This is a genomic window from Serinibacter arcticus (assembly GCF_003121705.1).
Lineage (GTDB): Bacteria > Actinomycetota > Actinomycetes > Actinomycetales > Beutenbergiaceae > Litorihabitans.
The window spans coordinates 823,646-842,654 of record NZ_PYHR01000002.1; the positions used below are offsets into that span (position 1 = coordinate 823,646).

Annotated in this window: 23 protein-coding genes; 8 read left to right on the forward strand and 15 right to left on the reverse strand. The window is 75.5% G+C overall.

The genetic code is table 11. The features are described from left to right. Window positions 1–17: 17 nt before the first annotated feature. Window positions 18–638 carry a DUF4166 domain-containing protein gene (locus tag C8046_RS03765; protein WP_109228314.1) on the forward strand — a complete coding sequence of 207 codons (621 nt, stop codon included), beginning with the start codon at window positions 18–20 and terminating at the stop codon, window positions 636–638. Continuing rightward, window positions 635–1,618, forward strand: a complete 984-nt coding sequence (locus C8046_RS03770) for an epimerase (protein ID WP_109228315.1) — start codon at window positions 635–637, stop codon at window positions 1,616–1,618. The genes C8046_RS03765 and C8046_RS03770 overlap by 4 nt, the downstream gene beginning before the upstream one ends. Here C8046_RS03770 and C8046_RS03775 read toward each other — a convergent pair. From C8046_RS03775 to C8046_RS03785, 3 genes are read right to left on the reverse strand one after another with little or no spacing between them, the layout of a single operon-like run. Further along, complete coding sequence (locus C8046_RS03775; protein WP_199224384.1) at window positions 1,597–2,907, reverse strand: glycosyltransferase family 2 protein; 1,311 nt, start codon at window positions 2,905–2,907, stop codon at window positions 1,597–1,599. The two genes, C8046_RS03770 and C8046_RS03775, sit on opposite strands and share 22 nt — an antisense overlap. Beyond that, a complete protein-coding gene (locus C8046_RS03780) occupies window positions 2,904–3,881 on the reverse strand; it encodes a glycosyltransferase family 1 protein (protein WP_109228316.1) in 978 nt (325 codons plus the stop codon). The genes C8046_RS03775 and C8046_RS03780 overlap by 4 nt, the downstream gene beginning before the upstream one ends. After that, a complete protein-coding gene (locus C8046_RS03785; RefSeq protein ID WP_109228317.1) occupies window positions 3,878–4,783 on the reverse strand; it encodes a WcbI family polysaccharide biosynthesis putative acetyltransferase in 906 nt (301 codons plus the stop codon). The genes C8046_RS03780 and C8046_RS03785 overlap by 4 nt, the downstream gene beginning before the upstream one ends. A 158-nt stretch (window positions 4,784–4,941) precedes the next feature. Between C8046_RS03785 and C8046_RS03790 the strand changes: the two genes are divergently transcribed. The 4 genes from C8046_RS03790 to C8046_RS03805 are packed head-to-tail and all read left to right on the forward strand — an operon-like array spanning window position 4,942 to window position 8,955. After that, on the forward strand, window positions 4,942–6,042 hold the full coding sequence (locus tag C8046_RS03790) for a glycosyltransferase (RefSeq protein ID WP_109228318.1): 1,101 nt from the start codon (window positions 4,942–4,944) through the stop codon (window positions 6,040–6,042). Beyond that, window positions 6,039–7,163: a glycosyltransferase gene (locus C8046_RS03795; protein ID WP_235866079.1), complete on the forward strand. Its 1,125-nt coding sequence runs from the start codon at window positions 6,039–6,041 to the stop codon at window positions 7,161–7,163. The genes C8046_RS03790 and C8046_RS03795 overlap by 4 nt, the downstream gene beginning before the upstream one ends. Further along, window positions 7,160–8,146 carry a hypothetical protein gene (locus C8046_RS03800; RefSeq protein WP_109230723.1) on the forward strand — a complete coding sequence of 329 codons (987 nt, stop codon included), beginning with the start codon at window positions 7,160–7,162 and terminating at the stop codon, window positions 8,144–8,146. The genes C8046_RS03795 and C8046_RS03800 overlap by 4 nt, the downstream gene beginning before the upstream one ends. Further along, window positions 8,143–8,955 carry a glycosyltransferase family 2 protein gene (locus tag C8046_RS03805; protein WP_109228319.1) on the forward strand — a complete coding sequence of 271 codons (813 nt, stop codon included), beginning with the start codon at window positions 8,143–8,145 and terminating at the stop codon, window positions 8,953–8,955. The genes C8046_RS03800 and C8046_RS03805 overlap by 4 nt, the downstream gene beginning before the upstream one ends. 23 nt (window positions 8,956–8,978) lie before the next feature. Here the strand turns inward: C8046_RS03805 and C8046_RS03810 are convergent, their stop codons facing one another. The 4 genes from C8046_RS03810 to C8046_RS03825 are packed head-to-tail and all read right to left on the reverse strand — an operon-like array spanning window position 8,979 to window position 10,816. After that, entirely contained in the window at window positions 8,979–9,200 is a 222-nt protein-coding gene (locus C8046_RS03810) for a DUF2945 domain-containing protein (protein ID WP_109228320.1), read from the reverse strand. Next, window positions 9,197–9,967 carry a uridine kinase family protein gene (locus C8046_RS03815; RefSeq protein WP_199224385.1) on the reverse strand — a complete coding sequence of 257 codons (771 nt, stop codon included), beginning with the start codon at window positions 9,965–9,967 and terminating at the stop codon, window positions 9,197–9,199. The genes C8046_RS03810 and C8046_RS03815 overlap by 4 nt, the downstream gene beginning before the upstream one ends. A gap of 2 nt (window positions 9,968–9,969) precedes the next feature. Then, the gene (locus tag C8046_RS03820) at window positions 9,970–10,548 is read right to left on the reverse strand and encodes a sugar O-acetyltransferase (RefSeq protein ID WP_109228321.1); all 579 of its coding nucleotides are present in this window, start codon (window positions 10,546–10,548) and stop codon (window positions 9,970–9,972) included. 40 nt (window positions 10,549–10,588) lie between these two features. Further along, window positions 10,589–10,816 (reverse strand): three-helix bundle dimerization domain-containing protein, encoded by a 228-nt coding sequence (locus C8046_RS03825; RefSeq protein WP_109228322.1) that lies wholly within the window; start codon window positions 10,814–10,816, stop codon window positions 10,589–10,591. Between the two features lie 214 nt (window positions 10,817–11,030). Here C8046_RS03825 and C8046_RS03830 point away from each other — a divergent pair, with 214 nt between their 5' ends. Further along, on the forward strand, window positions 11,031–13,085 hold the full coding sequence (locus C8046_RS03830; RefSeq protein ID WP_109228323.1) for a 5'-nucleotidase C-terminal domain-containing protein: 2,055 nt from the start codon (window positions 11,031–11,033) through the stop codon (window positions 13,083–13,085). An 81-nt stretch (window positions 13,086–13,166) separates the two neighbouring features. On the opposite strand, the gene C8046_RS03835 is transcribed toward C8046_RS03830, so the two are convergent. The 8 genes from C8046_RS03835 to C8046_RS18605 form a co-directional block, all read right to left on the reverse strand. Continuing rightward, a complete protein-coding gene (locus C8046_RS03835) occupies window positions 13,167–14,294 on the reverse strand; it encodes a sugar kinase (protein WP_109228324.1) in 1,128 nt (375 codons plus the stop codon). Window positions 14,295–14,354: 60 nt separating this feature from the next. Beyond that, window positions 14,355–14,993: a bifunctional 4-hydroxy-2-oxoglutarate aldolase/2-dehydro-3-deoxy-phosphogluconate aldolase gene (gene eda / locus C8046_RS03840; protein ID WP_109228325.1), complete on the reverse strand. Its 639-nt coding sequence runs from the start codon at window positions 14,991–14,993 to the stop codon at window positions 14,355–14,357. A 96-nt stretch (window positions 14,994–15,089) separates the two neighbouring features. Next, on the reverse strand, window positions 15,090–15,845 hold the full coding sequence (locus C8046_RS03845; RefSeq protein ID WP_109228326.1) for an IclR family transcriptional regulator: 756 nt from the start codon (window positions 15,843–15,845) through the stop codon (window positions 15,090–15,092). 49 nt (window positions 15,846–15,894) lie between these two features. Further along, window positions 15,895–16,377, reverse strand: coding sequence for a nucleoside deaminase (locus C8046_RS03850; RefSeq protein WP_109228327.1), 483 nt, complete (start codon window positions 16,375–16,377; stop codon window positions 15,895–15,897). A gap of 54 nt (window positions 16,378–16,431) precedes the next feature. Then, window positions 16,432–17,226 (reverse strand): 2,3-bisphosphoglycerate-dependent phosphoglycerate mutase, encoded by a 795-nt coding sequence (locus C8046_RS03855; protein ID WP_109228328.1) that lies wholly within the window; start codon window positions 17,224–17,226, stop codon window positions 16,432–16,434. A 21-nt stretch (window positions 17,227–17,247) separates the two neighbouring features. After that, complete coding sequence (locus tag C8046_RS03860) at window positions 17,248–17,715, reverse strand: DUF4395 domain-containing protein (protein ID WP_109228329.1); 468 nt, start codon at window positions 17,713–17,715, stop codon at window positions 17,248–17,250. Continuing rightward, the gene (locus tag C8046_RS03865; protein ID WP_146197058.1) at window positions 17,640–18,239 is read right to left on the reverse strand and encodes a thioredoxin family protein; all 600 of its coding nucleotides are present in this window, start codon (window positions 18,237–18,239) and stop codon (window positions 17,640–17,642) included. Before C8046_RS03865 ends, C8046_RS03860 begins: the two co-directional genes overlap by 76 nt. A 218-nt stretch (window positions 18,240–18,457) precedes the next feature. Beyond that, a complete protein-coding gene (locus C8046_RS18605; RefSeq protein WP_199224386.1) occupies window positions 18,458–18,616 on the reverse strand; it encodes a glycosyltransferase in 159 nt (52 codons plus the stop codon). On the opposite strand from C8046_RS18605, the gene C8046_RS18610 reads away from it, so the two are divergent. Next, window positions 18,561–18,929 carry a hypothetical protein gene (locus C8046_RS18610; RefSeq protein ID WP_199224600.1) on the forward strand — a complete coding sequence of 123 codons (369 nt, stop codon included), beginning with the start codon at window positions 18,561–18,563 and terminating at the stop codon, window positions 18,927–18,929. The genes C8046_RS18605 and C8046_RS18610 overlap by 56 nt on opposite strands. Window positions 18,930–19,009 lie beyond the last annotated feature (80 nt).

Consider the following 19,009-nt stretch of genomic DNA (forward strand, 5'->3'; position numbering starts at 1 on the left):
CCGACTAGGGTCGAGCCGTGCCCTCCACCCCGCGCTCGCCCTACGCGGCCGCCCTGGGCCCGGCGATCGAGCGGCTTCACCCCAGTCTCCAGCGCTACTTCGCGACGATCCCGCCCGGCCACCGCGGCGTCGGCGAGGGCGTCTTCGACACCGCCGGCACCCCGCGCCGCTGGTTGTGGCCGCTGCTCCGACTCGTCCAGCCCCGCGGCGTCGTGTTCGCGGGCTGGGAGCGCGACGTGCCGTTCCGGATCGTCAACCGGACGGTCGGCGGCTCCGCCGTCGCCGTCCGCGAGCTCGACCTGCCCGACGGCACCTGGGTGATGCGTGACGACGTCGTGCGCTCGCCCGCCGGCGGCGTCACCGACCGCCTCGGTTCCCCCGTCACCCTGGCCGCCACCTTCGACGTCGCGGTCGACGGCGATGCGCTCGTGCTCACCAGTCGCACCCTGGGCGTCGCCCTCGGCCCGCTGAGGTTCGCGGCGCCCCGCCGCCTGAGTCCGGTCGTCCGGCTGCGCGAGTCCTTCGACGCCGCGAGCGGCCACCAGCGCGTCGACCTCGCCGTCGACCACCCCCTGCTCGGCCGCCTGTACGGCTACGGCGGCCTGTTCACTTATCGCATCGAGAAGGAGATCTCGTGACCGCACCGCTCGGCCGCGTCGTCATCGGTGGAGCGTCCGGCTTCATCGGTCAGCACCTGGTGAGGCGCTACCGACGCGCCGGCCGCGAGGTCGTCACCGTCGGACGCTCCGGGGCCGACGTCTCGTGGGACGACGACGCCGGGATCGCGCGCGCCGTCGACGGTGCGGCGATCGTGGTCGGCCTGGCCGGCAAGAGCGTCGGGTGCCGCTACAACGCCGCCAACCGAGCCGAGATCTTCCGCTCCCGGCTGGAGACCACCGCCGCGCTGAGCCGCGCGATCGCCGCCGCCGCCGTGCCGCCGCCCGTGTGGGTCAACTCCTCGACCGCCACCATCTACCGCCACGCCGAGGATCGGCCCCAGACCGAGAGCGACGGCGAGCTCGGCGAGGGCTTCTCGGTCGCCGTCGCGAAGGCGTGGGAGGAGGCGCTGGACGCCGACGACCTGCCCGGCACCCGCCGCGTCGCGCTGCGCGCCGCGATCGTGCTCGGCCGGGGCGGCGCCCTCGGCCCGATCAGGGGCCTCGCGAGGACCGGGCTCGGCGGCTCGAACTGGGACGGTCGGTGGCCGATCACGCGCGCGCGACGCGCGGCGGGGACGGCCCACGAGTTCCGTGCTCGCCGCGGCACCCAGCGGTTCAGCTGGATCCACGTCGAGGACCTCGCCCGGGTGATCGACCTGATCGAGACGACGCCGTCGCTCGAGGGACCCGTGAACGCCTCCACCCCGAACCCCGAGGACAACCGCACCTTCATGGCGCTGGTGCGCCGCAGCCTCGGCGTCCGCATCGGCCCGCCGCTGCCGCGCTGGGTGCTCGAGATCGGCGCGATGATGATCCGCACCGAGACCGAGCTCGTGCTCAAGAGCCGCTGGGTGCTGCCCGAGAAGCTCGTGGCAGCCGGGTTCACGTTCGACCACCCGACGCTCGAGGGTGCCCTGCGGGACGTGCTCGCCCCGCGTCAGCCCCAGCCGCCGAGGTAGGCCTCGAGGTCGGGCTCGTCAGGCACGGGGAGAAGTCCGGGAGCGGGGCGCGCCTCGCGCCGCCAGCCCGCGTCCTCGCCCCACCTCCGCTCGCGCAGACGTGCCCGCCCCGAGGAGACCGTCACCACTCCCCCGAGGTCGACGGTGCCCAGCGGGGCGCCCGACGCGTCGACGGGTTCCGCGAGGACGTCGGCGACGGCGGCCCGCAGCCCAACGGGGTCGGTCACCCGCTGCGGCGTCGGCACGAGGACCGTCACCCGGGCGCGCTCGTCCGCCTCCGCGACCACGCGAGGATCGGCCGCGAAGACGTCCAGCACCTCGCGCGGCACGACGACCCGCGCCTGCGGCAGGGCCGCGAGCATGCTGTCGACGGCGACGAACGCGGCAGCGGGCCCGGCGGCCGAGGCGAGCTCGACCACGACGTCCGTCCGCGGGGCGATCAGCGCGTGCGGCCGGGAGCCCGCGACCCCGATCGACCCCGCGAGCGTCAGGGTCTCGGCATTCTTGCGACGTCGGGCCTCCGCCTCGTCCCGGCCCGCCCACTCCGGTCCGTCGTGCCAGGCGACGGCGTCGTCCACGTGCGCGAGCACGGCCCCGGTCGTCCACGCCCGCGACGCCCACTCCCAGTCCTCGCCGCCGTAGGACTCGAACGTCTCGTCGAACCCTCCGACGCGGTCGAAGAACCACCGGCTGCACGCCGTGACGGCACCGATGACGAACCGGTAGGACCGGTCGTCGGCGTCGAGCAGGTTCCGCGAGCGCCGGTAGGCGTCCGCGAGCCACGACGGCTCCGGAAGGGGGTGCCGCGCGGCGGCGGCGGCGACCTGCTCCGCCGGGTCGGTGCCCGCCAGGTCCGCGTGCCGACGGCGACCCACCGTGACGGCCTCGGGCAGCAGCGAGGGCAGCCGCACGAGCCGCTCGACGTAGGTCGGCTCCGGCGCCGTGTCGGCGTCCAGGAAGCACAGCAGGTCGCCGCTGCTCGCCGTGACGCCGAGGTTGCGGACGGCCGCGAGCCGGAACCCGCGGTCGTCCTGCCGCACCAGCCGCACGCCGTCGGGGACGACGGGCGTCCGGGGCGAACCGTCGTCGGCCACCACGATCTCCAGCAGGTCCTGGGGCCACGTCTGCCGCCGCAGGGCGGTCAGCGTGCGCGCGAGCTGCTCCGGCTGGTCGTAGTGGGCGACGACGACCGAGACGGTGCGCTCGACGGCCGGCTGCGCCGCGACGAGGTCCCACCGGTTGCCCGGGACCCCGCGGCCCCAGGGCGGCGGCACCGCCGTCGCGCTCACCGCGAGCGCCACAGGTCCAGGTAGGCGCGCGCGGTGTCGTCGAGATCGGGCCGCGTGACCGCGGACGCGTCCTGCCAGGTCGTGTCCGGGTGCGCGAGCGCGTGCGCGATCGCCGTGGACAGGCCCTCGAGGGTGATCGGCGTCGTCGTCCCGGGTCGGAGCTCGGCCATCTCGCGGAAGTAGGGCGAGTCCACCACGAGGGGGCGGCGCCCCGCGGCGATCCAGTCCGTGAGGGACCCGGAGGCGGACACGTGCTGGTGCGCGACGACGGGGACGGCGACGGCGCGGCTGCGCGCGACGAGGTCGGCGTCGCTCAGGAAGCCCGTGCTCTCCAGCCGCACCCCGTGCCGGCGGGCGTGCTCGACGAGCTCGGCCAGCTCGCCCTCGTGGCCCGCGGAGGCGCGGCCGAGGGCGACGACCGGCGGCGAGGGGTCGAGCCCGAGCGCCGCCACGGCGTCGACCGCCTCGCGGTGCCCCTTGCCCGGGTAGAAGAAGCCGAGCACCGCCACGGACCCGTCGGAGGCCCACGCCGTCGGCGCCGGGAGCGCCCCGGGCACGGGGAGCGGGATCACCGTCACGTCGAGCTCCGAGCCGAAGGCCTCGCGCAGCAGCCGCCGCTCGTGCTCGCTGTTGACCACGACCGCTGCCGCGGCCGCGACGACCCGGCGGTAGCAGGCCAGCCGCCGGGGCAGCCGCCCCGGCCCGTCGGAGTCCTGCGGCACGTCGTGCAGCGTCACGGTGAGGTGGGAGCGCGCGGCCAGGGCCTCGATGCGACCGGCGGCCTCCTCGGCGTCGGCCCCCCACAGGCGGTCGGTGAAGTGCAGGTGGACGCGGGGCGGCAGCGCAACGTCGGGCGTCCACCGCAGCAGCGGGAACGCAGGGTCGAGGCGCGCGACGGCGGCGGCCACCGTCCGGGCGTAGCGGTCCACCCCGTGACCGGCGTCGTCGAGGTGGAGGAGTGCGAGCGCCGTCACCGGGCGCCCAGCAACTCGAGCACGGCGGCGTGGCGGTCGAGCCCGGCGCGCACGACCTCGGGATGGCGGCCGTACCAGGCCAGGTGCTCGGCGCGGACGGCCTCCCCCTCGATCACCACGCCGTCCACGACCCAGTGATCGGTCGGCTCGTCCGGCAACCCCCAGGTCTCGATGACCGCGGCCTCGCGGGGAGCGTGCACGGAGGTCAGCAGGGGCCGCGACGGGGCGGGCGGGATGCGCTCGAGGCCCAGGGCCTGCGCGACCCGGCCGGCGAGCGCGACCCAGACGGGGTTGCCGGGGTGGTTCAACGTGCGCATGTGGTCGAACGTCGGCCGCTCGAACAGGTCGGCGATCCTCACGGTCGCGTGCGCCTCCTCCCGGCGGCGGAGCTGGTCCAGCGACTCCGCCGCGACGGCCCGCACGGCCTCAGGCGTCGCCGTCGCGGGGACCTCGAGGCCGGCCGCCCGGCCGAGCAGCCGCAGGTCGTGGTAGGCCACGAGCGGCGGGACGAGCGAGGTGTCCGACGGCGGTCGGACGATCGCGTGGAACGGGTACAGCCCGGCGAACCGCACCACAGGGATGCGGCACACCGCCGCACCGGCACCGAGCGCGGCGGCCAGCTGCCGCGAGCCGAGCGGCAGACCGTGGTAGTCGTCGTGGATGGGCTGCGTGATCAGCACCCCCGACCGGGCGAGCCAGCGTCGCAGGTGCGGGAGGTCGTCGGCGACGAGCTCGTGGACGGGAGGGGTCCGCACGAGGTCGACCTCGTCCCCCAGGGCGAGGCGCAGCGACTCGGCCTGGCAGTTCCCGGCCACGACGCCGACGGGCCGGCCGTCGACGGCCTCGTCCAGCTCGCCGTAGAACCGGCCGTAGTGGCGCCGTCGAGCGGCCTCGTCCGACACGGTTCTCCGCTCCACGCTCCCGGTCGGCGGCTGATCGCCATCCTGGTCAACGGGGGTCGTGGAACCTACTGTAGAACGCAGGCCCCCCGGCCCCCGTCCCAGCCTCGGCGTCAGACGGTGCCGCCCTGCGGCTCCCACTCGCGCCCACGAGGAGGCACGTGGATCAGAAATCCCCGAACTGGTGTACGAGAGTCGTCTCCGTCCCTGCGGGCCACCCCTACGTGAAGTCCCTCGGGATCGACGGCGACGGCGTCCTCCGCCCGCCCGACCCCCTGCCCGATCCGGCCGAGCCCACCCGCTGGTGGCCGCCCGTGGTGCTCGACGCGAGCTGGATCCGGGCCAACGCCGACACCTTCGACGTCCTGCACGTGCACTTCGGGACCGAGTCCCTCCCTCCCGGCCGGCTCGCCGCCGCCCTCGACGCCCTGGCGGAGGTGGGCCGTCCGCTCGTGCACACCGTGCACGACCTGACCAACCCGCAGCTGACCGACCAGGCCGCCCACGAGGCCGACCTCGCGCTCCTGCTCGCCCGCGCCGACGCCGTGATCACGCTGACCGACGGCGCCGCCGCCGAGATCGAGCGGCGCTGGGGCCGCACCGCCGTCGTCGTGCCGCACCCGGCGATCGTCGCCGTCGACGCGGCCACCCCCCGGGGACGCCCGTCCGAGGCGATCACCGTCGGCGTCCACCTGCGGGACCTGCGCCCCGGGATCGACGGCGTCGGCGCCGTCCGGACGCTGCTCGCGGGGCTGGACGCGCTCCGCGACGCGGGCGTGGTCGCCGTCGGCCGCGTGGTCGTGAACGACCGCGTGCGCGAACCGGCGATCCTCGCGGAGATCACGACCCTCGTCACCGGGCGCGACGACGTCGCGCTCGAGGTGCGGGCCCGCGTCTCGGACGCCGACCTCGAGGCCGAGGTGGCCGACCTCGACGTCGCCCTGCTCCCCTACCGCCACGGCACCCACTCCGGCTGGGTCGAGCTGTGCCACGACCTGGGCGTCGGGGTCGTCGGACCGGTCGCCGGCCAGTGGCACCGCCAGCACCCGGAGGAGTTCGTCCCGCTGACGATGGGCGACGGCGCCTCGTGTGCGGCCGCCGTTGTCGACGCCGTCGCGGGCGGCGCCCGACCGGGCAGCGCCGAACGGCGCGACCTCGTGGCGCGGCGGGCGGCCGCGCGCGCCGTCGAGCGCGTCGCCGTCGCCCGGGCTCACGCGGCCGTCTACGCCGGGGTGCTCGCGCCGTCGGGAGCCCGCGCGTGAAGGCCGGGTCGCCTTCTCTGCGGATCGTCGTCGTCGCCCCCTCGCGGCACCCCCTGGGCCAGCCGCACCCGGGCGGCCTCGAGGCCGCCGTCTGGGACCGCGTCGCCCACCTGCGCCGACGCGGCCACCACGTGCAGCTCGTGGCCGCCGAGGGGTCGGACTTCCTGCGGAACTCCCCCGCCGCCTTCCGGCTGCCGCCGACCCGGTGGCCCGCGGGCTCGTCCTCCGACACGGACTACCCGCCGGGGTACCTCGAGCTGGCGCAGGACGCCCTCGACCGCGCGCTGCACCACCTCAGCCGCCGGTCGGAGGAGGTCGACGTCGTGGAGAACCACAGCCTGCACGCCCTCCCGCTCCGGTGGGCGCCGCGGCTGGGCATCCCCGTGGTCACGACGCTGCACACCCCGCCGATCGAGGACATGGTCGAGGCGATCCACGCCGCCGGCACCGCGCTCGGACCGGTGCTCGCCGTGAGCAGCCACACCGCTCGGTCCTGGCTGGAGCGCGGCGTGCACGCCCGCGTCCTTCCCAACGCCGTGGACGCCGCCCGCTGGCAGTTCGGTCCGGGCGGGCCCGATCTGGTGTGGTTCGGCCGGATCGTGCCCGAGAAGGGCCCGGACGTCGCGATCCGTGCCGCCCGCCTGCTCGGCCGACGGCTCGTGCTGGCGGGCCGGGTGGGAGACGTCGAGTACGCGGAGCGGGCGATCCGCCCGCACCTGGGCGACGACGTCGTGCACCTCGGTTCGCTCCACCAGCGCGACCTCGCTCGCCTCGTCGGGTCGAGCGCGTGCGCGCTCGTGACGCCGATGTGGGACGAGCCGTTCGGCCTCGTCCTGGCGGAGGCGCTCTGCACGGGCACCCCGGTCGCCGCGTTCGACCGCGGCGGGGTGAGCGAGGTCGTGGCCGGCTCGCCCGGCGCGCGGCTCGTCGCCCCCGGCGACGTCGAGGCGCTCGCGGCGGCGGTCGCGGCCATCGAGGGCCCCTCGTCGGAGGTGCGCCGCCGGATCCGCGAGCACGCCACGCGGCGGTTCTCGCTCGAGCGCCAGCTGGACGCCGTCGAGGCGATCCACCGCACGGCGATGGTGACCGACCCCTCGTGGGAGACGGCGGTGTCCGCGTGAGCACGATCGGCTGGTACGTCCACCACCACGGATCGGGCCACCTCGTGCGCTTCCTCGCGGTCCGGCCGCACCTGTCCGACGACGTCGTCGTCCTCAGCTCGCTGCCCGAGCCCGCCGCGCTCCCGCCGCGCACGCGGTGGGTGGTGCTCGACCGCGACGACGACGTCGTGACCGGGCCCGACGGCGTCGCGCGCGATCCGCACGAGGCGGACCCGCGGGCGGGCGGGCACCTGCACTGGGCGCCGCTGCACCATCCCGGCCACACCCGCCGGCTCGCGACGATCGCCGAGGTGGTCGCGGCCGAGCGACCCGGCGCGTTCGTCGTCGACGTCTCGGCCGAGGTCGGCGTGCTCGTCCGGCTGCTCGGCGTTCCGCTCGTGGCGATGACCCAGCCCGGCGTCCGGGAGGACGCCCCGCACCGGCTCGCGCGCGGCCTCGCCCACGCCGTCGTGGCCCCGTGGCCGGCGGGCCGGATCGCCGGCGCCCCGCCGGAGCTCCACGAGGTCGGGGGCGTCTCGCGGTTCGGCGGGCGCCCGCGCTCGGCCGCGCCCGAACCCGGACGCGTGCTCCTGCTCGGCGGCGGCCCCGAGGCGCCCCTCCGCGCGCCCGGAACGACCGGCGACTGGCACTGGCACCGGCTGGGCGACGAGGGCTGGGTCGAGGACCCGTGGCACGACCTGTGCCGCGCCGAGGTGATCGTCTCGGCGGCCGGTCAGAACGCGGTCGCCGACCTGGCTGCGGCGGGGGCGCGCGCCGTCGTGATCGCGCAGGACCGTCCCTTCGACGAGCAGCGGGCGACGGCGGACGCGCTGCGCGAGGGCGGCCTCGCCGTCGTCGTCGACGCGTGGCCGGACGACGACGCGTGGCCGGCCTTGCTGGAGGCCGCCCGCCGGCTGGATCCGCCCTGGGAGCGCTGGCAGGTGGCGGGAGCCGCCGAGCGCGCCGCCGCGGTCATCTCCTCGACGACGGAGCGCTGGCGATGACGGCCGTCGTCACGCTCGCCTCGCTCGCTCGGCTGGACCACGTCGAGCGGCAGCAGGAGCGGCTCGCCCGCGAGGACCCCGAGGTCCTCCGGGTCCTGGTCTGGCTCGACCCCACCCCAGCGCCCGCCCACCTCGCCGCGCGCGCCCTGACGCTGCACGTCCCGCCGGGCGGGCACGGGCTCCGGCTCGCCGCCGGCCGCAACCGGGGCGTCGCCGCGGCGGTGGCCGCCGGACACGACCTCGTGGTGCTGCTCGACGCGGACTGCGTCCCGGGTCCGGCCATGCTCAAGCGGTACGTCGAGGCGTCGGCGCGGCACCCGCGGTCGCTGCTGTGCGGCCCCGTCACCTACCTCCCCGAGGGGGTGCGCGTCGATCCGGCCACGGACCTGGCGGCTCTGACGGCGCCCCACCCGGCGCGCCCCGATCCCGAGCCCGGGACGACCGTCGTCGCCGCCGACGAGGACTACGCCCTGTTCTGGTCGCTGTCGTTCGCGACGACGACCGCCGGCTGGGAGGCGTTCGGCGGCTTCGACGAGGCGTACGAGGGCTACGGCGGTGAGGACACCGACGTCGCCTTCCGCGCCCGCGCGGTCGGGGTGCCGCTCGTCTGGGTCGGGGGCGCGCACGCCTACCACCAGCACCACGCGACATCGGCGCCGCCCTGGCAGCACCTCGACGACATCCTGCGCAACGGCGCGCTCTTCGCCCGGCGGTGGGGACGGTGGCCGATGGAGGGCTGGATCACCGCGTTCGCACAGGCGGGCGCGATCGAGCAGGTCGGGGACGGCTGGCGGCGCGTCCCGGCGTGATCGGCCGGTCGGCGTCGAGCCGGTCAGCGCGGCTTCAGCCGTCGCAGCGCCGAGCCCTTGTGCGCCGCCTGCGACCCGGACCTCTCCGAGGTCACGAGGTAGGCGGGCTCGTCCGCCGAGGCGGTGAAGTGCTGGTCGGCGAACTCGAAGTCGCGCACGCGCTTCTCGTCCACCGTGCCGCGGGTGCGGCCCTGCGGGGTGTTCCAGCTGACCCGGTCGCCCGGGGCGAGGTCGTCGCTCGTCATGGTGTTCTCCTCCGTCCCACCCAGCCTCGGTCACCCGGACCCGGGAGTCCAGGACGCTCGTCGGCGAGCAGGATCCGCCCCACGGCGAGGTCGTCGCCGTCGAGCGCGAGGACCGGGGTGCCGGCCACGACGACGTCGGCCAGGTCCCACGGCCGCAGCTCGTCGACGAAGGTCCGCTCGGCGGCGCTCCACTCGTGCCAGAACGCCGTCGCCGCCGCGAGGTCTCCGTTCGCGCCCTCGGCGACGTCGCGCGCGATGCCGCGCCGCTCCGCCTCCGGCGCGTCCACCTGGACCCAGATCGTGGCGTCGGCCCGACCGCCCCGGGTCGCGAGCGCCGCACCCGTCCCCTCGACCACCACGAGCGGCGTGCGCGCGGGGACGACGACGTGCCCGTCCCGACCCCGGGGCTCCCACGCGGGCGGGCGGAACGCGACGGCGTCACCGCGGGCGACGGCGTCGAGCAGCTCCTCGAGCAGGTGACCCCACGCGAAGAACGGCTCGTGCCAGGCGAGGTCGTCGGTGTGGACCACGACGGCGCCCGGCACCACGGCCGCGAGGCGGGCCGCCAGCGTGGACTTCCCGGCCCCGCCACGGCCGTCCACCGCGAGGACCCGGGTCCGGGTGGGCCCGTCACCGACACCGGCCCCCACCGCCGCAACGTCAGCGGACGGCAGCAGCTCGTCCAGGAGAGCCGCGACGCCGACCGCGCGCCACGCCCCGGCCGCCGGCTCGCCGGGCTCCAGCCGCATCGGCGCGAGGTCGCCCACGGTCAGATCTCGCGCAGGACGCGGGCCGGGTTGCCGACGGCGACGACGTTCGCCGGGATGTCGCGCGTGACGACCGAACCGGCACCGATGACCGAGTTCTCGCCGATCGTGACCCCGGGGCAGACGATCACTCCCCCGCCGAGCCACACGTTGTCGCCGATCGTGATCGGCTCGGCCGCCTCGAGCTTGTCGCGCCGCGGCTGCGGGTCGACCGGGTGGGTCGGCGTGAGCAGCTGGACGTTCGGGCCGATCTGGCAGTCCTGCCCGATCGTGATCGTGGCGACGTCGAGCATCGTGAGGTTGTAGTTGGCGAAGGTGCGGGCCCCCACGTGGATGTTCTCGCCGTAGTCCACGAACACGGGCGGCTTGAGGTGGGCGCCCTCCCCGAGGCTGCCGAGCAGCTCCTCCAGGATGCTGCGGGAGTCGGGCTCCCCCGCCACGACCGCCCGGTGGTAGGCGTCGGCGAGGGCGAGCCCGCGCTGGGCCAGCCGCTCGCTGTCGGGGTCGTCGGCGATGTAGAGGTCACCGGCGAGCATGCGCTCGCGGTTGGTGCGGTCGTCGCCCGCGAAGTAGTCCGTCATGGCGGCGAGTGTACATCCGTACACATCGGCGGACGAGCCCTCAGTCGGTGGGCGTCGGCCCCTGCTGCGCGGCGAGGTGCGCCCGCGCCTCGCGCTCGGCGAGGACGTCCGCGAAGTCGGTGATCGGCTTGTCGGCGAAGTGCGCCGTCGCCTCCGTCGCCTCCCGCTCGAGCTCGGCCGGGTCGGCGTCGGGGAACGTCTCGACGAGGTGGTTGACGACGGTGTGGACCGTGCGGTCGAAGTCGAAGTCCCGCGTGGAGTGCGTCATCGTTCGTCATCCTTCGTCGTCGAGGGGCGGCGGGACGTTCGCTCCGTCGCGTCGTTCCTGTCCAGGCTAGGTCGGCCCCGCTCCGACGGGAAGACCCGGACGGGCGGCGGCCGGACCCGCGCCGCCGCGGCCGGCGAGTTCACGTCCCGTCTCCCTGCCCGACACACGCCGTGGTTACGGTGGTCCGGCCCCCTGACCCCTCGAGAGGACACCCATGCCTACCCGTCGATCGATCGCCGTCGGCGTCGCCACCCTTGGCGCCGCGGCTCTCGCCCTCCCCGCGGCCGCCGTGCCGACCGATCCCCCGGCACCCCCCGCCGAGGCCGTGGAGCTGACCCTCCTGGCCACCACGGACGTGCACGGTCACGTGCGCGACTGGAACTACTTCACGAACGCCCCGTTCCCCCCGACGGACAGCCTCGGCCTGGCGCGCGCGAGCACCGCGATCCAGCAGATCCGCGAGGCGAAGGGCGCGGACTCCGTCGTCGTCGTCGACAACGGGGACGCCATCCAGGGCACGCCGTTGACGTATCTCTACGGCTACGGCGACAACCGCCAGCAGGTGCTGGACGGCACCACCACCCACCCGATGGCGACGGCGTTCAACACGGTCGGCTACGACGCCGGCACCGTGGGCAACCACGAGTACAACTACGACCTCGACCTGCTCGACGCCTACGAGCGCGACGTCGACATGCCCGTCCTGGGGGCGAACGTCATCGACGTCGCCACGGGCGCGCCCTACCACGCGCCGTACGAGCTCATCGAGCGCACGATCGACGGGCAGGACGTCACGATCGGCGTCATCGGCCTGGTCACGCCCGGCGTGCGGGTGTGGGACGAGCAGTACGTGGACGGCAAGCTCGAGTTCCAGGACATGGTCACCGCGGCGAAGCAGTGGGTCCCGGTCGTCGCCGACCAGGCCGACGTCGTCGTCGTGCTCGCCCACACGGGTCAGGGCACCGTGCCCGACGAGGGCTACGACCCCGCCGCGCTGCACGAGGACGTCGCCGGCAACATCGCCCGCCAGGTCCCCGGCATCGACGTGCTGGTCGCCGGCCACAGCCACCGCGACCTGCCCGAGACCGTGGTGACGAACGTCGACGGCGAGCAGACGCTCATCACGCAGCCGAACTACTGGGCCCGCGGCATCACCGAGACGACGCTCACCCTGCTGCCCGACGCCGAGGGCTCCTTCGACGTCGACTGGGCGGGAACCGCCCCGACCGTCACGCCGCACTACGGCAAGGACGGCTACGCGGAGGACCCCGACGTCGTCGCCGCCATCGAGGAGCAGCACGCCTCGACCGTCACCTACGTCAACACGCCGGTCGCGACGTCGACGCAGGCCCTCCCCGCCGAGCGCTCGCGCTACGAGGACACCGCGATCATCGACTTCATCAACCACGTGCAGCAGACCACGGTCGAGGCGGCGCTGGAGGGTACGGAGCACGCCGACAAGCGCGTCATCAGCCAGGCGTCGCCGTTCTCCCGCACGGCCCTCTTCCCGGAGGGCGAGGTCACGATCCGCGACATCGCCGGGCTCTACATCTACGAGAACACGCTGCGCGCCGTCGAGCTGACGGGGGCGCAGGTGCGCGAGTACCTCGAGCACTCGGCCCGCTACTTCGTGCAGACCGAGCGCGGGGCGACGTTCGACCCCGAGACCGGCACCAACGCCGTCTACGGCGGCGACCGCGCGATCCCGGACTACGCCTACGACGTCCTCAGCGGCGTGACGTACACGATCGACGTGTCAGAGCCGGTCGGCTCGCGCATCAAGGCGCTGGCCTACCCCGACGGCGCCCCCGTGGGTGACGCGGACACGCTCGTGATGGCCGTCAACAACTACCGCCAGACCGGCGGCAGCGGGTACCCGCACGTGGCCGACGCCCCCGTCGTCTACGACGGCCTGCTCGAGATCCGCCAGCTCCTCATCGACTGGGCCGGCGAGCGCGGCGTCATCGACCCGGCCGAGTTCTTCGTGCCGAGCTGGTGGCTCACGACCGCCTACGAGGCACCGGTCGAGACGCCCGACCCCACCGAGGAGCCGACGGTCGACCCGACCACGGACCCGACGACAGACCCGACCTCGACGGCGCCGACGACCGACCCGACGTCGTCCGACAGCCCGACGGCGGGCGGACCCTCGCGCGGCGACCTCGCTGACACGGGCGCCGACCTCACCGCCGCCTGGGCAGCGCTGGGTCTGCTCGTGGCGGGAGGCGCCACGGTGCTGATCGCCCGACGCCACCGCGCACGGGCCTGACTACCGACCGAGGGCCCCGGGGGGCAGCTGCTCCCCGGGGCCCTCGGTCGTTCCCGGCGCGGGACGGTCCGTCCGCTCGTCCTAGCGGTCGACGCGCGCCGAGCCGCCGCCGGCGAGCTTGAGCACCTCGGCCTTGGTGACCATCGTCGTGTCGCCCGGGGTCGTCATCGCGAGCGCGCCGTGCGCGGCCCCGTACTCGACCGCCGTGGCGAGGGGCTGGCCGTCGAGCAGGCCGTAGATCAGCCCGGAGGCGAACGAGTCGCCGCCTCCCACACGGTCCAGGATCTCCAGACCCGGGCGGTGCGTCGCCTCGACGACGCCCGTCGCGGGCGACCAGGCCAGCGCGCCCCAGTCGTTGATCGTGGCGCTGCGGACCGTGCGCATCGTGGTACCGATCGCCTTGAAGTTCGGGAAGGCCGCGGCCGCGGTCTCGATCATCGCCTTGAAGGAGTCGGTCTCGAGCTCGGCGAGGTTCTCGTCCACGCCCTCGACGGCGAATCCCAGCGAGGCGGTGAAGTCCTCCTCGTTGCCGATCATGACGTCGATGTGCGGGGCGATCGCCCGGTTGACCTCCTGCGCCTTGGCCTGTCCGCCGATCGCCTTCCACAGCGAGGGGCGGTAGTTGAGGTCGTAGGACACGACCGTGCCGTACTCCTTCGCCTTCGTGACGGCGGTCAGCACGGTCTCGGCCGAGACCTCCGACAGCGCGGCGAAGATGCCGCCGGTGTGGAGCCACCGCACGCCGAGCTCGCCGAAGAGCCGGTCCCAGTCGACGTCGTCGGGCCGCAGCTGCGAGGCCGCGGTCAGGCCGCGGTCGGACACCCCGACGGCGCCGCGCACCCCGAAGCCGCGCTCGGTGAAGTTGAGCCCGTTGCGGACGCTGCGGCCGATGCCGTCGTAGTCCACCCACTGCACGAACTCGGTGTCCAGGCCGCCGGTGAGGATGAAGTCCTCCACCAGGCGCCCGACCTCGTTGTCCGCGAGCGCCGTGACGATCGCACCGCGCAGCCCGAACGCGCGGCGCAGGCCGCGGGTGACGTTGTACTCGCCGCCGCCCTCCCACGCCCGGAAGCTGCGGGCCGTGCGGATGCGACCCTCACCCGGGTCGAGGCGCAGCATGACCTCCCCCAGCGAGACGGCGTCGTAGCGGCACTCGGACGCGGGACGGAGGTCGAGGGCCGCCACCTCGGGCGGGAGGGCGTGGGTCATGGGGGCTCCTGGGTTCGGGTCGTCAGGGGTGGGTCGTCCGGGGACGACGGCGGGGGTCGGTCAGGCGGCCGGGCGCAGCTGCCGGGCGAGGCCGACCGCGGTGGTGGTGAGCTCGGTGACGGCGGCGAAGTCGCCGGCGCGCACGAGGCTCGAGGGGACCATCCACGACCCGCCGACCGCGCGCACACCGGGAAGGGCGAGGTAGTCGCCGAGGTTGTCGGGACCGATCCCGCCGGTGGGGACGAACGAGACCCCGCCGAACGGTGCGGCGAGCGCCGCGATGGCCTTCGCGCCGCCCGACGTGCCGGCGGGGAAGAACTTCACCGTGGTGAGCCCGAGCTCGAGGGCCGCCTGGATCTCGGTGGCCGTCACGGCGCCGGGCAGCGCCAGGATGCCGTGCTCCTGGCAGCGCTCGACGACGGCGCGGCTGGTGCCGGGCGAGACGACGTACTGCGCCCCGGCCGCCACGGCCGCGTCGACCTGCGCGACGGTCAGGACGGTCCCCGCGCCGACGAGCACGTCCCCGCGTGCGGCCATGATCCGGATCGACTCCTCGGCGGCGGCGGTGCGGAAGGTCACCTCGGCGACCGGGAGCCCGCCGGCGACGAGGGCGCCGGCGAGGCCGTCGGCGTCGCGCGCGTCGTCGAGCACGACGACGGGGACCAGGGTGGCGGCGGCGAGCTGTGACAGGACGTCCATCGAATCTCCAATGATTCCGCTAGGCGCAACGTGCGTTGCGCTCAATGGTGCTATTGAAGCAGACCCGACTCGCGGGCGCCAGGCTCCGAGCCGGTCTCAGACCGGGCGGACCCCGACCCCGGGCGGGAGCAGCGCGGGCAGCACGGTGCGCATGGCCCGCGCCACCTCGGCCAGCCGCTCGTCGTCGAACCGCTCGCGCGGCGCCGTCACGCTGACGGCCGCGACGGTGGCCCCACCACGTACGAGGGGAACGGCGACGCACGCGATCCCGGGCTCGTTCTCCTCGCACTCGTGCACGAACCCCGTGGCAGCGGCGCCGCTGATCACGGACCAGGCACGATCGGCGACGGCCTCGGTGGTCCCGGGCTCGAGGTACGGCGCGAGCGCCGCGCGGGTCCCGACGCGATCCAGCAGCAGCGCCCGGCCGAGGGCCGTCGTCGCGGCCGGCATCCGGCGCCCGACGGCGGACCACACGCGCACGGGGCGCTGCGGCTCGACCTTGTCGAGGTAGACGATCTGGGCCCCCACCAGCACCCCGAGGTGGACGAGCTCGTCGACCTCGCGCGAGAGCGCGACGAGCGCCGGGTGCAGCACGACGGCGAGGTTGTCCCCGCCCAGGTAGCCGTCACCGAGCGTGAGGCCGGCCGGTCCGAGGCGGTAGACGCCGGAGGCGGGGTCCTGGCTGACGAAGCCGCGGAAGCTCAGCGCCGCGAGCGCCCGGTGCAGCGTCGTCTTGTGCACGCCGACGCGGTCGGCCAGGGTCGCGAGGCTCGCGCCGTCGGGTCCGGCCTCGGCCAGCGCGACGAGCACGAGCAGGGCGCGGTCGATGCTCTCCACGGGCGAGGTCGTCACGGGTGGCCACTCTGCCAGGTCGCGTCGGGGCTGCGCCCGGCGGGGGGTCTCACGCCCAGAAGTCCCGGTGGACCTCGGCGGCCTCGTCCTCGAGCATCGGACCCACCACGTCGACGGGCTTGGACCCCGCCGCGACGACGTCGCGGCAGGGCAGACGCAGCGTCGGGTTCTCGGGGTCTTCCCCCGCGATCTCGTACAGCACGTGCTCGGGCAGCGCGTAGACGATCCGACCGATGCCGGCCCAGTAGATCGCGGCCGCGCACATCGCGCAGGGCTCGCAGCTGCTGACCAGGGTCGTGGCCGGCAGGTCGTCGTGCGGCAGCGTCGTCGTCGCGAGCCGCACGAGGTTCGTCTCGGCGTGGCCGGTGACGTCGCCGTCGTCGGCCACGGTGTTCTCGGCCTCCAGCAGGGCGGCGCCGTCGGGCCCCACCAGGACCGCGCCGAACGGGTGGTTCCCTCGTTCCCGTGCCTGCGCCGCGAGCGCGATCGCGCGGCGCGCCGGCTCCTCCCACCGCTGCGTCGACCCCGTCATCGCCACCACCTCCGGTCCCGACCGTAACCCCGACGGTCGAAGGGGCGCGAGGACTCAGGTACCGCCCTCGCGCGCGAGCCGCTCCGCCGCGGCCTGCGCGCCCGGACCGTCGAGGTAGACCCCGCCCCGCACGAGCGGCACCAGCAGCCCGTCCCGCGGCGGCGCCGTCGGGTCGAGCTCGTAGAGGAGCGGGTGGCCGGTGGGCAGGCCGAGCGCCTGGACCTCGACGTCGGACAGCGCGTCGAGCACCCCGCACAGCGCCCGCAGCGAGTTGCCGTGGCCGACCACGATCGCCGCACCCCCGCCGCGCACGACGGGCTCGACCCGCTCGCGCCACAGCTGCGTGACGCGCACCATCACGTCCGCGAGGGACTCCGTCCGCGGCAGGGCGGCCGCCGGGAGGCGCTGGAACAGGGGCGTCGCCGCGAGCTCGGCGTGCAGCGCGTCGTCCATCGGGGGCGGCGGCACGCGGACCGACCGGCGCCACGCGAGGAACTGGCCCTCGCCGACCTCGTCGCAGACCTCGGTCTTCGTCCGTCCCGTCAGCGCGCCGTAGCAGCGCTCGTCGAGCCGCCAGTCGCGCACGAAGGTCGGCAGCGCCGACAGCTCCCGCGCCAGCACGTCGGCCGTGTGCCAGGCCCGCTCGAGCTCCGAGGTGATCGCGACGTCGAACCTCAGCCCCGTGGCGCCGACGAGCCGAGCGGCGCGGCGCGCCTCCTCGACGCCGCGCTCCGACAGGGGGACGTCGAGCACGCCGGTGAACATCCCGGCGGCGTTGGCGACGCTCTCGCCGTGGCGCACCAGGACGACGCGACCGAGGTGGAGGTCCGGGGTGACGGGGGCGTTCATCCCTCCACGCTACGGGGGGCCTCAGCCTCCGGCGACGGCCGTCCGGCGCGGTCCGACGTCGCGGCGTCGGAGGCGCTGCAGGAGCACCCAGACCTCACAGCCGAGGCAGAGGTCGACGACGGCGTTGAGGAGCGCGGCCACGAGCGCGAACGCCACGGCCACGAAGAAGACGACCGACGCGCCCAGCGCGCCGCCCACCAGCCCGACGACGGCGAACCCCAGCCCGACCGCCTGCGCGAACCGCGGCGGGCGCGGGTCCTCGAGCTCGCGCGGCGGGGCGAGGCGCGGGCGCACGAGACGTCGGAAGACCGCCGCGTACGGGGAGCGTCCCGGCCCGAGGGCCACGCCGGCGGCGAACACGAGCGCCTGGAGGCCGAGCGGCACCAGCCCGCGGGGCACGCCGAGCACGAGCGTCACCGCGAGCACGAGCGAGGTGAGCGCGGCAGCGAACCGCGGGCCGCGGGGGTCGATCGGGGTGGGGCGGGCCATCGGTCAGTCCTTCGTCGGGGGTGGACCCGCGCTCGCGCGGGTGGTGGCGCGGGTGGTGGCGCGGGTGGTCGTGCGGGAGCTGGTGCTGGTGGTGGTGGCGGTCGAGGGCCCGCCCGCGGGGCGAGGTCGTCCAGCGCGGCGACGAGCGCACTCCGGTCCGGCACCCCGGCGACCCGGAAGCGCACGCGCCGGTCGCCGTCGAGCAGGAGCACGGTCGGGGTGCGCAGCACGTCGAGCTCGCGGACGAGCCCGGGGTGCTCGGCGACGTCGAGATCCACGTGCGCGACGTCGTCGCGCCCGGCGACGAGGTCGGTGAGCAGACGCCGCGCCGCCCGGCACGGGGCGCAGACCTCGGAGGAGAGCTGCAGGACGACGGGGATCCCGTCGTCCGCCAGGCCGGGCACCGCGACGGCCCCCGGACGCGAGGTCGGCACCACCCGCCCGTCGCGCCGGCGACGCCACAGGGCGACCCCGAGCGCGAGCACGACGGCGCCCACCAGCACCACGACACCGACCCCGTCCACGGCCCACCTCCTGCTCCGAGAGTGCGCCCCGCACCGCGGGAGCACCACGTGCCGCCGCCTCGTCCCGCATCGTGGGACGCGGGCTCCCGTGCGAGCAGCGGCGCGGCCGAGCGGCCGCGTCAGCGCGGCGAGACCGCGCCGTCGACCACCCGCTGGAACAGCGCCTCGTAGTCGGCGACCATCCGCTCGCTCGAGAACCGGCGGACGGCGTCCGCCCGTCAGGCCGACCGGTCCAGGCCCGGGGCGGCGGCGACCGCACGCACCGCCTCGTCGCGGTCGTGCACCAGGAAGCCGGAGAGGCCGGCCGTCACCAGCTCGGGCATGGAGCCGAGAGGGTGGGCGATCACCGGGGTCCCGGCGACGAGCGCCTCCACCACGGACAGCCCGAACGGGCTCGGCGAAGTCGATGAGGTGGAGCAGCGCCGTCGCGCCGCCGAGCAGCCGCGACAGCTCGCGCGGGCCGACGGCGCCGACGTAGCTGACCGCCTCGCCGTCCACCAGCGGCGCCACCCGCTCCTCGAAGTAGGCCCGGTCCTGCACCACCCCCGCGATCACGAGCGGCAGCCCGGGGCCCTGCGGCACGGCCGCACCCTCGTGCTGCCGTACGGCTGCAGCGACCGCTCCACCCGCATCGCCCTGGTCGACCTCGACGGTCTCCTGGCCGCGCTCCTGGCGGGGAGTCACCGGTGACCGACGTCGGCCGGGTGGGCACGACGGCGCCCTGACCGCCGCCCGGCGCACCGTGCGTCCGCATGCTGGACCGACCCGTT